The organism is Pueribacillus theae (genome assembly GCF_003097615.1).
Lineage (GTDB): Bacteria > Bacillota > Bacilli > Bacillales > UBA6769 > Pueribacillus > Pueribacillus theae.
In genome coordinates this window covers 1-12,974 of sequence record NZ_QCZG01000033.1, presented here as the reverse complement: position 1 = coordinate 12,974, position 12,974 = coordinate 1, and the positions used below count along the sequence as shown (strand labels likewise).

Sequence of the window (12,974 nt, the reverse complement as noted above, 5' to 3'; positions counted from 1 at the left end):
CATTCCACTATCATTTTAATGACTACTATAAGCTTTTGGTATAAGGAACCCTTCATATCCCAATTCATTTTCGATATACGCAATTTCTTTGCAAGTACAATACACTCACCGGTTTTGCATTAGAACACCTGATTTAATAAGTTCCTTCTTAATTGCGGTAGCAACCGGAACAAGCAGGAGCGTTTTTCACGCTAGTTCTTTTGTGGAAATTCCAGGTTGTATATAACATTCAATTAAGAGTTGCTCAATTACTTGAGAACCCTCTTGCAGACGTATATTTGCATTTTTCTTGTTCTATATCGTTTTTCACGGAATCACACTCTTTATCATCGATATTTTTTATGTGAAAAGCATACACGTCATCCATACCGTTACTTTATCCTAAATAAAAAAGGACAGAGAATGAACATATAGCCCATCTTCTGTCCCTATTAGGATATTGACTACCTAACGGCTTTTGTCAGATGTAAAAAAGCGATTTCTGACATGCGTATAAAAAATAAACCATGCATAAGAGCACGGTTACAGTCAATTGTATATTATGGATGGCTGCAGTGTTCTTAACCGATATGGGTTCTCCTGTTTTTATCCTTAACAAATAAGCCACTCCAAAAGTGGATTATCATCTCCAAAGTAACAGAATGAACCATATAAAATTGATTGATTAGTTAAGAACAAATACCGACATCAAGACAACCCCTATTTTTAATAAAACCAATTATACTTAAAAATATTAGAAAATTCAAGAGAAAAGCGATTTGACTTAACAAAAAACTGGCAAGCTTGTGCATTATTCTTTAAAGGAAGTGTTTTATGCTTATCAAAAAAAAGATTTCTTAGTTTTATACATGTTACAATATTGCTTGAACTATTTGTTATTGGAGCCTCAGTATAGAAAGGAAATTTTAAAGCTATGAACAATTGGGATATAGCAAACATTCAAGTTTGCGATAAAGTAACAGAAAGAAAAATACGTTATGATACTACAACAGAGGAACATAGCTGTATTCTGTTAGAAGCAAAAAGTCAAAATATCGTACTTTTTCATAAAATAGCGGCTTCATTTGCGATGATAACAAACCAAAATAAGCTAACCATTCCTAAAGGCAGTTATACATTGGCGTATTACTGGAAAAATCGCCCGTTTAATTTATACATTTGGAGAGATAAGAATGGAAATTATTTAGGTTCCTATTTTAATATCGTAAAAAATACATGTTTAGCAGATAATTTGCTATCCTTTGAGGATTTAATTATTGATGTTTTGGTTTTTCCTAATGGACATTACTTTATATTAGACGAAGATGAATTATCTGAGCCATTAGCTCAATTTGAGAATGGCTTTGTCCAACAAGCTCTACACTCACTAATTGATATGATTGATCTTCTTCTTCCTCAAACTATTTCAGAGGCCGAAAAAAATTTTAAACATGAGAAAATCCTTCCTTTGCTACAGATTGCAGAACAGGGCTAGTATTAAGTAAAATGTTTTTGGAGAAACATTTTTCACGCCGCAACCGTCTACAATCCCCCACTTCAAGGCCTAGCGGAACATGTGACGTTTAAGTTGGGGATAACGGACGCTAACCCCCCGATAAGTCTCTCTTTATCTCACAAATGTGATAAAATCCGTATTAACGGGTTCAACATGATTCGCTCGAAGTTGTGCATTAATTTGTCCTCTATGATGCTGACCATGAAGCGCGACATGGGTTAGAACATCTCGAATAGAAGTATTAAACTCTTCACCTTTGCTATTTTTATAGCTTATGAATTGATCTAAGTCAGTTTTGTCTAAATCGGCGAGAAATGCTGCAAAGCTTTCTTCATTTTTTTTAACCATTTCTTCACAAACTTCTATTTCAACTTCTCCCCAAATAGGTAGCTGTGAACTGTCCTTTCCTTGTAATCTGCTTAACCATACTTGTTCTGAATAAAGGATATGTGAAAATAAACGTCTTGCCTCACGATTGTCATGTTCAAGCTGTTGCAAGGCCTCAAGTATACGCTGATTAGCCCAATTTAAATGTTTATACATCCTTTTCATTGTTTTCAATGGATACTACCTCTTTCTTGTTATTTTTATGGAGCCCAAATGTCATTTATGCCGGCCGGTATTTTAAATTCAGTTTTTCCCCTGTCTGCAACTGGTGTTTGTATAAATATCATTACAACAAGAAGAACAATGAATAAAGCACACAAAATGGGTACAAATTGATTTTTTTTCAATAATCACACTTCCTTTTCTTTGATTTGGTTTGGTGTGATCATATTGAATAAAATCTATAACAGTAAAGCTCCCTTTATAACAGTTGCATGTGGTTATTGATGCCACAAATAACAGGTTATCGCTGGAGAGTATTCCTTTTTTACATTTGTGAAAGTTCGCCTTGCATGAGCTTAGATTTTTGGCATTGATTCATTTTAATGAGCTCCTAATCAAGTTAGCGAATCTTTCCGCTCCCTCATCTAGTTCTTTATCACTAACAGATGAAAAGCTTAAACGTATAAAGTTCCTTTGTGGATCTTTCACAAAGCAGGCTGAGCCTGGTAGAAATGAAACATTGTGTTCAACCGCCTTATAAAGTAATTGTTCAGCGTTATATTTGCATGGCAGCTCAATCCATACATTCAATCCTCCTTGCGGTTGACGATAGGTGATCAAATCTCCTAGGTGTGTTGAAAAATAATTTTTAAGCCTGTCTCTTCTAACTTCTAAGGCGATACGAAGCTTTTCTAGATGTGGGAACATTTTATCGGATCGTAAAAATGAAAGGATTGCTTTTTGCGTCAGCAGTGGATTGCAAATATCAGCAGTAGCCTTTGCTGCAACTAATCGCTCAAATACGACGCCCGATGCAACCAATGTGGCGATCCGGCAACCGGGAGAAAGAGGTTTGCTAAATCCTTTCAAATAAATGACATGTCCGTTGCGATCCCAATATTTGATCGGTTTGGGCGGGATCTCATCATCAAAATATAGATCTCCCACAGCGTCATCCTCAACAATCAGTATGCCGTATTTCTCTGCAATTTCGAGCAATGTCTTTCTATTTTGTTCGCTCATCACTGTACCTGTCGGGTTTTGAAATGTTGGATTCGTATAGATGAGTTTGGGTTTCAAGCGATCGCATATTTCCTCAATCGTTTGGAGGCATATACCATCTTGTTTGACAGGGGCTGTAAGAATATTGGCGCCTCTACCACGCATTGCGTCGATTGCTCCAGTGAAACATGGCTGCTCCATAATGACAACATCCCCAGGACCTATAAAGCTGCGTGCCACAAGATCAATTCCTTGTTGTACCCCACTAGTGATCATCATGTTTTCAAAGGGAACATGCAATCGGTATACCCTATTCAGGAATTTTTGCATTTCTTCTCTTAGTTCAGAATCGCCCTGTGTTTCGCAATATCTGGCCAAAATCGTTGGATCATTGTCCACAAGTAATTTCATAGTTTCTGCTAAAAACCTGGTGGGCAGCAATTTATGATAAATCACGGAAGTGGCAAATTGAATAGGATTGGAAAATTGCAAATGCTGTACGAGCTGGGCACGGTGAATGTAATCTTCAATATTTTGCTGCCAATCAAAAGATGATAAGTCTCCGCCTTTCTCACGATTTGGTTTCATATTCTCGTAACGCTCGTTGATATAGGCCCCTTTCCCTTTATAAATATTAATATATCCTTCTTTTGCTAGTCGCGTATAAGCTTTATGAACGGTTACGACACTCACGTTGAGATCTTTAGCTAATTTTCGTACAGAAGGCAGTAATGCTCCTTTTTGTAAAAGCCTAGATTCAATCCTTTCTAAGATCTCAAAGTAAATTTGATCAACGAGAGACATACTGCTATTGTCACGTGACAATTCAATCTTCAACGCATATTCCCCCAATACATGGATTGATGGCAAAACTGTTATACCTCTGCTTTGACTGTTACATTCATACCCCTTTATTATAACTGTAATGAATGGGACTATAGTATAACAATTAATACAGTTAAAGGAGATCGATATTAAATGAATTTTAATATGAAAGAAGCCATTGAGGTTCTAGAGCGTACACCACAAACATTGGAGTATTTTTTATCTGGTCTATCTGATGGATGGTTGCAATGCAATGAAGGCGAAGGAACTTGGGATGTCTCTGAAGTGATTGGGCACCTCATTGAGGGAGAGAAAAATAATTGGATACCGCGGCTGGCATTTATTCTTCGAGAAGGGGGAAGAAAACCCTTCCCTCCATTTGATCGGTTTTCTCATTTGAATATGAAATCTGAAAGTTCGATTGAACAAAAATTGCTTGAATTTAAGACGATGAGAACGCATTGCATAACCAGACTTAAGGAGCTTGTTGAATCTGAATCACAGCTAAAACGTGCGGGCTCACACCCTGCATTTGGAGTCGTAAAGGTAAAGGAGTTGATTTCCACATGGGTTGTTCATGATTTAACACACATTGCTCAAATCGTAAGGGTAATGGCCGAGAGATACAGGGCAGATGTTGGGCCTTGGAAAGAATATTTGGGTATATTGAATAGATAATTAATGATGACATGGGAAAATTGAAGTTTCTTTTAACTAAATTCCAAAGGATCCTAATGATCACATTAGAGGTGATAGAATTGAAATTTCAACAAATTATTGCGGAAAGAAACAACAACATTGGTATTATTACTTTAAATCGCCCCGAAAAGAAGAATGCCATCAGCATACAAATGAGAGAGGAAATCTCACAGTGCCTAAATAATTGGCAAACAAAAGAAGAAATTATGGCTGTCATCATTACCGGTTCATCTTCGGTATTTTCTACAGGATTTGATTTATCCGACTTTAACCATCCTGAGCAATTTGACCGCCTTTTACATTCATCATCACGGTACCATAAGGATATCTGGTATTTTCCAAAACCAACGATCGCAGCGATCAACGGACTTGCACTTGGTGGCGGATTTGACTTGGCAACTTTTTGTGACTTTCGAATTTGTACGCCATCTGCTTTATTCGGTCATCCCGAAGTTAAATTTGGGGCACCACCACTAATCACACCACTTCGTTGGATTGTGGGTGAAGGAATTGCGAGGGAATTGTGCCTAACAGGTCGTACAATTGATGCAAAAGAAGCTTTCCGCATCGGATTGGCGAATGAAATTCTAAAAGAGAAAAACATTTTAGATCGAGCCATTGAGCTAGTAAACACAATATTAGAAGCTCCAAATGATACATTGCTTTATTTAAAATCTTTTATGACAGGCAACAAGAAAAAAGAATTTGAAACATGCTTTTTCATCGAACATGACGAAGCTTTTCGGAAACTATTGCTTCCCAAAGCAAAGGAAGGATTTAAAAAAACGTGAATGATATAGAACAATGAGATATTATTGTTTTTTCAAGATAAAATCATGGCTGTCAAGTTAGAAGGAGGAAATCATGAGTATCTATACTAAACCGCATTGGAAGCAATCCATTCTTATCACAATCGACACACAAAATGACTTCACCTTACCTAATGCTCCTGCTGAAATTAAAGGAACAATTGATGTCATTCCAAACATGATCAAATTGTTAAGGTTATACCGAGAAAAGGGACTGCCAATCCTTCACGTTATTCGACTTTATAAAGAAGATGGTTCTAACGCAGATTCTTGTCGGAAAGAAGCCATTGAGAATGGATCTAAAATAGCCGTTCCATACACAGAAGGTGCAGAATTGGTAGCAAGCATCCGCCCGTCTCCGTACAGTACATTGGATGCGAAAATTCTCCTTCAAAATGATTTTCAATCTATAGGAAAAAATGAATGGATCATGTATAAACCACGTTGGGGAGCCTTCTACAAGACAAAACTAGAGGAGTTTCTCAATGACCAAAATATTGATACGCTTATATTTACTGGTTGTAATTTTCCCAATTGCCCAAGAACTTCAATATATGAAGCAAGTGAACGTGATTTTAGAGTAGTAATGGTGTCAAATGCTATGTCACAAGTTTATGACAAAGGGATTCAAGAAATGAAGAATATAGGGGTTAACGTTTGTTTAGCGGATGAAGTGAAAGAAGCACTTCAGAGCATTAAATAACTATGTACCTATGTAAGAAGGTGTCCCAAAAGCCTAGCTTTTAGGACACCTTCTTAAAATGGCTGCCATTTTAATTTGCTTGCCTCATTAAATCGTTTCTCAACTTCATACCAATTGACAATATGCCACCAATTCTTCACATAGTCTGCTCTTTTATTTTTATATTGTAAGTAATAAGCGTGTTCCCAAACATCTAAAACAAGCAATGGCACAACATCCCATTGGCTTAAGTTTTGATGCTTTTCAGCTTGGAGAATTTCCAAGCGATGAGATCGGGGAGACCAGACAAGCAAAGCCCATCCGACAGCCTCAACTTGTTTAGCGGCTTCGGAAAAATGCTTTTTAAATGCTTCAAAACTGCCAAATGATTCATCGATGGCCTTAGCAAGCTCACCTTTCGGTTTTCCTCCACTGTTAGGTTTCATGACATTCCAAAAAATTGTATGCAAATAATGACCTGCCCCGTTAAAAGCTGCCTCTCTTTCCCAATGTGTAATCAGGTTAAAATCCCCGGTTTTTCTTGCTTTTTGCATTTCATTCTCTGCTTTATTTAATCCATCTACATAGCTCTGATGATGTTTGTCATGGTGAAGTCTCATGATTTCTTCTGAAATATATGGTTCAAGTGCGTTATAGGGATAGGGCAAAGGAGGAAGTGTGTGCTTCCCGGGCGGAACAGAAGTGTTTTCATGAGTAAATGAGAAAAAGCCGATTTTGCGTTCGTGTTGGTCATCATGACGTTTTGTCTGATAGGCTTCTGATTCAGTATTCAATGTTTCCCACTTTTTATATAGCTCATTTGCCTGTTTGTAAATTTTTTCTACCGATTGTTCCCGAACATTTTCATTTAACTGCTTTTTAAAGGATTGAAAATTTTCTTCCCATTCTTCAATCGTCTTACGATCAAGAAATTCTGTATAGCTGTCTTTTCTCTTTTCCCAATTTGAATTTAGGTTGTCACACCATTCTGCTAGGGACTCCAAATAGTTGGCTTCATTAAACACCTTCATCATACCGCCTTCCAAAGTAACTTCGATTTTACTTTATGTTGGCAAAGAAGAAAATGTTCGGTTACCAAGGTAAATCTGAACAAAAAAATATACCCTTCTTCTCTTTTTGTGATAACAGAGTTCAAAGGGTATATTATTCTTTGGTTATTTTTCTCAATGGTTATTCCTGCGTTGGAAATATTCTTTCGATTGATTCATTTAATTGGTCAAACAAACCTTCAATTGGTTCACCACGTTCGACTGCATCGGCATATTCCTGCACACGGTCGACAAAATCAGGATTTGTTGAAACATTCACATTATCGATATCTGGATCGACTGCTTTTACGCTTTGGGCAATTTTATTCTTGGTATCTTCACTCAATTCATTTTTTTGACCATCTTCCAATAAAGCAGCTACGTATGCATTGTTGTCAGTTGTAAGGACATTTGCTTGACGGACTTCCTTCAGTTGCGTTACACGCTCTGCTGCCTCATCCGCAATTTCCATACGAGAACGTCCGCCATTATTATCTCCAATATTTCCATCATCATTTCCGTTGTTTCCATTATTTTGATTCCTATCGTTCCCAACGCCATTTCCGTTATCGTCGTTATAATTGACATTATTAGGAAGGTTATCCATCCCTTGTTGGTTGTCGTTTTGGCCTGCACAACCAATGAGTACAATCGACAAAATCATTGTTGTTAAACAGAAACGAAAAACATTTACCATGAGCATCACACACTCCTTTTCATTGATTTTATTCGTATTGTTAGTTTTTTACAGACTTCCTGTATTTATGCTTTAAAAACGGTGACAATTTCTTCATCATAAATGTCACACATCTGCTACTTTATTTTTTGGCATTCATCCATTGGTTAGATTAGATTTATTTCCGTTTATTTTTATCTTTTTCCATGATGTCTTCGTATTCGTGTAAATAAAATATTACAATTGCGTCTTGGATTTTTTCAATGAACTGCTTAATCAAGTAATTCAATTTTTGAGTCGTATGAATTGATTTAATCAACGCATTATTACACCTCTTTTTTTTCAACCGTAATTATGGTTTAGTTGTGAGTTTTCTGCTTTAATAATTAAAATCCAAATGATAAATGTTCCGGTTTACATCAGTTCCTGTATTTCATTTAAAAAATAATGTTTCGCGGCTCATAAATAGCATACCTCCCTTATCTGATTCTATTCTTTTCAAAATACTTATAGTGAATTAGGATTCGGATAAAATTGGAAAAAATAAAGCGTATTGGAAGTGGGATAAAGAGAAGTTGGGCTTGGAGGTGTAGAAATCATCTCACATGATTAATCCTTACTCGGGGTTAGGTATGTATACTAAAAAAATAAAATGCCAGTCATAAAGAACTGGCTTTGTCTATTTGGAAAACCGTTTAAAAACATCCATTAATTCTTGAATTGCTGCTTCTTCGTCTCCTTCTTTTATAGCATCAGCTACACAATGCTGTGTATGCTTCTCCAATAAATGAAGCCCTACTTTATTCATCGCTGCATTAATTGCAGAAATTTGTGTAAGGATATCGACACAATATCGATCATTCTCAATCATATTTTGAATGCCGCGTACTTGCCCTTCAATTCGTTTTAAACGGTTAATTAATTGTTCTTTTTCTTTTACTGATCGGTGTGTCACCTTTATTTCTTCAGGATTGTGCATGTAAGTATCACCTTCATTTGTCTATAATTTTTATAAAATGTTTATGATACATAACGGGGGTACTTTTATATTATACCACAGAATGTTCGGGAGGGATAGGCAGCGGTTTGTGGTTTCTCTGAATCTGCCATGCCTAGTAGCAGTCATTCCTCATTTCTCTTTAAACTTTATGGAATTCTTTTTCTTTTTTATGTAAATAAAGTATATAGAGAGCAGCAAAGGAGAGGATTTTTTGATTATCAAGGCCATGACATACAATATTCATTATGGCAAGGGCATGGATAAACAAGTAAATCTAGACAGAATTGCTGAGGTTATTAAAAAAAGTGATGCAGATATTGTCGGGCTCAATGAGGTAGATAAACATTTTTCTAAGCGAAGTAACTACGAAGACCAGATTAGGTGGCTCGCGAACCAGTTAAACATGGAGCATGCTTACAGTCCTTCCCTCGCTTTAAAGTCGAAACGTTTGAAGACAAAAAGGCAATATGGAAATGCCCTTTTATCTCGATATCCAATCGTTACAAAAAAAGGGCATCCGTTTGATTTTATACCTGGGCTCATCGAAGGAAGGTCGATGCTCGAAGCAACCATTCAAATAAATAAACAGCTTTTTCAAACTAATGTGACTCACCTAAGCCTTAACCCTTTTCTTCATAAGAAGCAAACGAATTTTATTGTGAACCAGCTTCACAAGTATTCTCATCCTATTATTATCATGGGAGACTGGAATATGAGGCCCGGATCAAGAGGATGGCGAAAAATAACCCGTGATCTTCAAGATGTTTGGCATTCTTCAGGAAAGGGTCCAGGCTATACGTATCCATCACTTCGGCCAAGAATGAGATTGGACTACATATTTACGAGTCGTAACTTTCGGGTCGTTGAAACAGAAATTGTAACAAATATACCAAAAGCCTCTGATCATTTACCGGTAAAGGTAACACTATCTTACGGTTAAAAATGTTTTAACTTGTTCACTGTTTTGTCTGCTTTATATTATATCGCCTTCGTTTTTTTTATCTGTTTACTTCTGAGTTGTCCGCATGCTGCATCAATATCTGTCCCTTGTTCATGGCGAATGCCGCATTGAATACCTTTTTTCTTTAATGTGTCATAGAAGGCAAGAATGGATGTTTTTTCGCTTCTTTGATATTGTGTATACTCATCAACGGGGTTGTAAGGGATTAGATTGACATACGTCAGATGTTTTCTGCTTTGCAGCAGTTTTGCAAGCTCTTCGGCTTCCTTTATGTGATCATTCACATCTCTTAATAAGATATACTCGATTGTGAGTCTCCGGTTCGTTTTTTTTGTATAATAATCAACTGCCTCCATCAATTTTGCAATCGGATAGGCTCTGTTGATTTTCATAATTTTAGTACGCAGTTCATCGTTTGGCGCATGAAGTGATAGAGCTAAATTAATGCGCAAGTTTTCATCGGCAAATTCGTACATTTTTGGAACGATGCCGCTCGTTGAAACGGTAATATGCCTCGCCCCGATGGCCAATCCTTTCGGATCGTTCACAACGTGTAAAAAATCCATTAGGTTATCATAATTGTCGAATGGTTCCCCTATTCCCATGACAACAATGTTGCTGACCCGCTCTTCTTTCCCTTGTTCATCGAGGTGCTGCTGTACTTTCATAATTTGCTCCACAATTTCTCCAGCGTGCAAGTCTCGATTTTTTTTCAATAAGCCGCTAGCACAAAAGCTGCAGCCGATATTACAGCCTACTTGCGTTGTGACACAAACAGACAGGCCGTAATTAAAACGCATCAATACCGTTTCAATTAAGTTGCCATCTTGCATCCTAAATAAAAACTTCGTTGTTCCGTCCGCAGATACTTGTTTTACTGATTGTTCCAATGATTGTAAGACAAAGTGTTCTTCCAAGAGTGCCAAACATTCTTTGTTCAAATTTTTCATATCTGAAAAGTTTGAGACGCGCTTTTTATAGAGCCAGTCCCAGATTTGCTCGGCACGGAATTTCTTCTGGCCATGCTCCAACAGCCATGCTGTTAATTGTTCTTTCGTTAAACCATATATCGAGTGTTTCAAGATTGATTCCTCATTTCAAATGATCGATGTTATTACTATAATAAATAACAAGCAATCAAACAAGCAAATGTTCTTACATTTAGAGAATTGCTATCATTTGGAGTTGTGAATGGAGTTGATTTATTAATTTCCATTTTTGCCCAAAGCGAAAAGGAGCTGCCAACGAAATGGAAGCTCCTGCTTTTCAGACCAGATCGAAATAAAATTCAACAATCAGCCGGAAACTGATGAAGAGGTGGAGGAATTAACCAGCCCTTTTCCTTATTTAGGCGAAGAACTTTTGCGCCGAATGCTGCTTTTTGTGTATGCATTTGTCCAAACATCATAGCAATATCTTCTCGGATGGATTCTCCCATAATCGTACTGCACGCTACCAAACCTGCGGCTACGTCCTTCATTAATGACGCAGCAATCTCTTGATCAAGAAAACGCGCACCTACCGGAATACTTTCAAGGCTTGCCTTTGGGCGATCCGGTGGAGTTGGCGGTAAACCAACACCATTTTCTTTTAATAATCCTTCAATTTGTTTGACCTCTTGCTGTTTTTGCTTGAGGGCTTCTCCCAATAATTCATGAAGATCAGCGTCTCCTGTATGATTTAAATGTGTTTGGTAACAGGCAATCATCCCTTTGGCCCCAACTAAAAAAGACCATATACCAAATACTTCTCCGTAGTGCATAGGTTCATTCTTTGGATTTCCGCCTAAAATTCCCATAACAGCCTCCCTTAATTCTTATCATTGGTATGTTTTTATACTTCCTCGAATGTTAAAATCTATTCATGTTAAAGAGAGCTTTTTATTCAGTGGACAGAACTTACCTTTCTTTCAGAAGAAACATTTTTAATATTACAATAAAACCTACAACCGTATATGTAAGCCCCCATAATACAGCGAGCCAAAATTCTTGCCCAATATGTACCATATCTTCGCCATTCAAATACTTAATCACATTCATAACCGGCGGAAATAGGAGAAGTCCCCATTTCAATAGACCCACTTTTTCTACCAACCCACTGTAAGAAATTGAAACAACAATGACCAGGATCGCTGATAGCCATGTGTATTTCTTTGAAGCAAAAGATGTAACAGAGAAAAAGGTACCTACGAAAATGCCGAACAAGGCTAAAATGAAATGGTTGTAGATTGATAGTCCGAAGTGTATCGGTTGAATCGCTTCTCTAAAATTATTCATCAGAATAGGATAAAAAATCGAAAATATGATTAGTATTATTGCAGCGAAGAGGCATATTGCCCATTTCCCCCATAAATAGCGAAGCTTGCTGCCTAACTGCATAAATAAAATATGTTTTTCACTTTCTCCCTCTATTGAAAAAATACTCATTGTGATCCAAGCCATAATTAAATAAATTGCAATGCTTGTTACTGCATAACTGCTTAAAATGGGAACATCTTTGTAGGTATATAAAATAATGACCCATAAGCCAAATACAGTTAGCGGAGGAATCATTTTTAATGAACGAATATAACTTATGAATTGATAACGAATGAACCCCCTCATACTTCCCTCTCTTCCCTGACTTCCAGTACAGAGCATTTTTTATTTAATAAGTCTAATAATAATTGATCACTTATCGCTGCATCGACTGTAATCAAAGCAGTGTTCCCTTTATACTGAATGTCGAACGCATCTATTTTTCTAAAAATCTTTTTATCATGAAACCCTATCTTGATTAGTCTTTTTATTTTTAATGGTTTCTTATCCGATGAAATCTTTCCAGATTCTAAAAATAAAATTTGATTCGCCAGTTTTTTAATTATTATATCTTCATGAGTCGTAAAAATGATGGTTACCTGCTTTTTTAGCTTTTCTAAAAGGTGAATAAGCTGGAGCTGGGCTGAAGTGTCCAATCCAGTTAACGGCTCGTCTAATAGAAGAACGTCTGGTTTCATAAGGAGCGCTTGAATAAGACCTACTTTTTGTTTGGTACCTTTTGAGCATTGTTTGAGTGGTGTATTAAGAAATGGCTCGATTCCAAACAAGTGGGCATACTCTGAAAGCTCAGATTCTATCTGTCTTCTGGAAAAACTATGAAAGGAAGCCATCAACAACAAATATTCTTTTGATATGAAAATAATATCTACTTGAAAACACAATGTCTTGATTTGTCAAGTACCCGGAAAC

14 protein-coding genes and 1 pseudogene are annotated in these 12,974 nt (G+C 36.8%); 5 read left to right on the top strand and 10 right to left on the bottom strand.

The features are described 5' to 3' along the window. Positions 1–108: 108 nt before the first annotated feature. Positions 109–276, bottom strand: a pseudogene (locus DCC39_RS19860) (bis-aminopropyl spermidine synthase family protein); the annotation flags it as partial. Positions 277–913: 637 nt separating this feature from the next. On the opposite strand from DCC39_RS19860, the gene DCC39_RS14035 reads away from it, so the two are divergent. Next, positions 914–1,474: a DUF402 domain-containing protein gene (locus tag DCC39_RS14035; protein WP_116555531.1), complete on the top strand. Its 561-nt coding sequence runs from the start codon at positions 914–916 to the stop codon at positions 1,472–1,474. Between the two features lie 132 nt (positions 1,475–1,606). Here the strand turns inward: DCC39_RS14035 and DCC39_RS14030 are convergent, their stop codons facing one another. Both DCC39_RS14030 and DCC39_RS14025 read right to left on the bottom strand, forming a co-directional pair. Beyond that, positions 1,607–2,047: a DinB family protein gene (locus tag DCC39_RS14030; protein WP_338066563.1), complete on the bottom strand. Its 441-nt coding sequence runs from the start codon at positions 2,045–2,047 to the stop codon at positions 1,607–1,609. Positions 2,048–2,419: 372 nt separating this feature from the next. Continuing rightward, the gene (locus DCC39_RS14025) at positions 2,420–3,883 is read right to left on the bottom strand and encodes an aminotransferase-like domain-containing protein (RefSeq protein ID WP_116555529.1); all 1,464 of its coding nucleotides are present in this window, start codon (positions 3,881–3,883) and stop codon (positions 2,420–2,422) included. 141 nt (positions 3,884–4,024) lie between these two features. On the opposite strand from DCC39_RS14025, the gene DCC39_RS14020 reads away from it, so the two are divergent. The 3 genes from DCC39_RS14020 (at position 4,025) to DCC39_RS14010 (ending at position 6,082) form a co-directional block, all read left to right on the top strand. After that, positions 4,025–4,549, top strand: a complete 525-nt coding sequence (locus DCC39_RS14020) for a DinB family protein (protein WP_116555528.1) — start codon at positions 4,025–4,027, stop codon at positions 4,547–4,549. Positions 4,550–4,629: 80 nt separating this feature from the next. After that, complete coding sequence (locus DCC39_RS14015) at positions 4,630–5,361, top strand: enoyl-CoA hydratase/isomerase family protein (protein WP_205948517.1); 732 nt, start codon at positions 4,630–4,632, stop codon at positions 5,359–5,361. Positions 5,362–5,434: 73 nt separating this feature from the next. Beyond that, a complete protein-coding gene (locus DCC39_RS14010) occupies positions 5,435–6,082 on the top strand; it encodes a cysteine hydrolase family protein (protein WP_116555526.1) in 648 nt (215 codons plus the stop codon). 53 nt (positions 6,083–6,135) lie between these two features. Here the strand turns inward: DCC39_RS14010 and DCC39_RS14005 are convergent, their stop codons facing one another. The 3 genes from DCC39_RS14005 to DCC39_RS13995 form a co-directional block, all read right to left on the bottom strand. Further along, positions 6,136–7,095 (bottom strand): superoxide dismutase, encoded by a 960-nt coding sequence (locus tag DCC39_RS14005; protein ID WP_407071859.1) that lies wholly within the window; start codon positions 7,093–7,095, stop codon positions 6,136–6,138. 157 nt (positions 7,096–7,252) lie between these two features. Beyond that, a complete protein-coding gene (locus DCC39_RS14000; protein ID WP_165820884.1) occupies positions 7,253–7,807 on the bottom strand; it encodes a YhcN/YlaJ family sporulation lipoprotein in 555 nt (184 codons plus the stop codon). A 658-nt stretch (positions 7,808–8,465) separates the two neighbouring features. Further along, the gene (locus DCC39_RS13995) at positions 8,466–8,765 is read right to left on the bottom strand and encodes a metal-sensing transcriptional repressor (RefSeq protein WP_116555523.1); all 300 of its coding nucleotides are present in this window, start codon (positions 8,763–8,765) and stop codon (positions 8,466–8,468) included. A 232-nt stretch (positions 8,766–8,997) separates the two neighbouring features. Here DCC39_RS13995 and DCC39_RS13990 point away from each other — a divergent pair, with 232 nt between their 5' ends. Beyond that, positions 8,998–9,726 (top strand): endonuclease/exonuclease/phosphatase family protein, encoded by a 729-nt coding sequence (locus DCC39_RS13990; RefSeq protein ID WP_240613656.1) that lies wholly within the window; start codon positions 8,998–9,000, stop codon positions 9,724–9,726. A 38-nt stretch (positions 9,727–9,764) separates the two neighbouring features. Here the strand turns inward: DCC39_RS13990 and rlmN are convergent, their stop codons facing one another. The 4 genes from rlmN to DCC39_RS13970 all read right to left on the bottom strand — a co-directional run bounded on the left by rlmN (position 9,765) and on the right by DCC39_RS13970 (position 12,895). Then, on the bottom strand, positions 9,765–10,829 hold the full coding sequence (gene rlmN, locus DCC39_RS13985) for a 23S rRNA (adenine(2503)-C(2))-methyltransferase RlmN (RefSeq protein ID WP_116555522.1): 1,065 nt from the start codon (positions 10,827–10,829) through the stop codon (positions 9,765–9,767). Between the two features lie 206 nt (positions 10,830–11,035). Continuing rightward, on the bottom strand, positions 11,036–11,545 hold the full coding sequence (locus DCC39_RS13980; RefSeq protein WP_116555521.1) for a DUF3231 family protein: 510 nt from the start codon (positions 11,543–11,545) through the stop codon (positions 11,036–11,038). A gap of 100 nt (positions 11,546–11,645) precedes the next feature. After that, the gene (locus tag DCC39_RS13975) at positions 11,646–12,350 is read right to left on the bottom strand and encodes a hypothetical protein (RefSeq protein ID WP_116555520.1); all 705 of its coding nucleotides are present in this window, start codon (positions 12,348–12,350) and stop codon (positions 11,646–11,648) included. Beyond that, positions 12,347–12,895 carry an AAA family ATPase gene (locus DCC39_RS13970; protein ID WP_240613658.1) on the bottom strand — a complete coding sequence of 183 codons (549 nt, stop codon included), beginning with the start codon at positions 12,893–12,895 and terminating at the stop codon, positions 12,347–12,349. The genes DCC39_RS13975 and DCC39_RS13970 overlap by 4 nt, the downstream gene beginning before the upstream one ends. Between the last annotated feature and the right edge of the window lie 79 nt (positions 12,896–12,974).

What these genes read in the sequence shown, in the direction of transcription:
- DCC39_RS14035 (WP_116555531.1), top strand. Translation starts at nt 914, where the DNA reads ATGAACAATTGGGATATAGCAAACATTCAAGTTTGCGATAAAGTAACA.
- DCC39_RS14030 (WP_338066563.1), bottom strand. Translation starts at nt 2,047, where the DNA reads ATGAAAAGGATGTATAAACATTTAAATTGGGCTAATCAGCGTATACTT.
- DCC39_RS14020 (WP_116555528.1), top strand. Translation starts at nt 4,025, where the DNA reads ATGAATTTTAATATGAAAGAAGCCATTGAGGTTCTAGAGCGTACACCA.
- DCC39_RS14010 (WP_116555526.1), top strand. Translation starts at nt 5,435, where the DNA reads ATGAGTATCTATACTAAACCGCATTGGAAGCAATCCATTCTTATCACA.
- DCC39_RS14005 (WP_407071859.1), bottom strand. Translation starts at nt 7,095, where the DNA reads ATGATGAAGGTGTTTAATGAAGCCAACTATTTGGAGTCCCTAGCAGAA.
- DCC39_RS14000 (WP_165820884.1), bottom strand. Translation starts at nt 7,807, where the DNA reads ATGGTAAATGTTTTTCGTTTCTGTTTAACAACAATGATTTTGTCGATT.
- DCC39_RS13995 (WP_116555523.1), bottom strand. Translation starts at nt 8,765, where the DNA reads ATGCACAATCCTGAAGAAATAAAGGTGACACACCGATCAGTAAAAGAA.
- DCC39_RS13980 (WP_116555521.1), bottom strand. Translation starts at nt 11,545, where the DNA reads ATGGGAATTTTAGGCGGAAATCCAAAGAATGAACCTATGCACTACGGA.
- DCC39_RS13975 (WP_116555520.1), bottom strand. Translation starts at nt 12,350, where the DNA reads ATGAGGGGGTTCATTCGTTATCAATTCATAAGTTATATTCGTTCATTA.
- DCC39_RS13970 (WP_240613658.1), bottom strand. Translation starts at nt 12,895, where the DNA reads ATGGCTTCCTTTCATAGTTTTTCCAGAAGACAGATAGAATCTGAGCTT.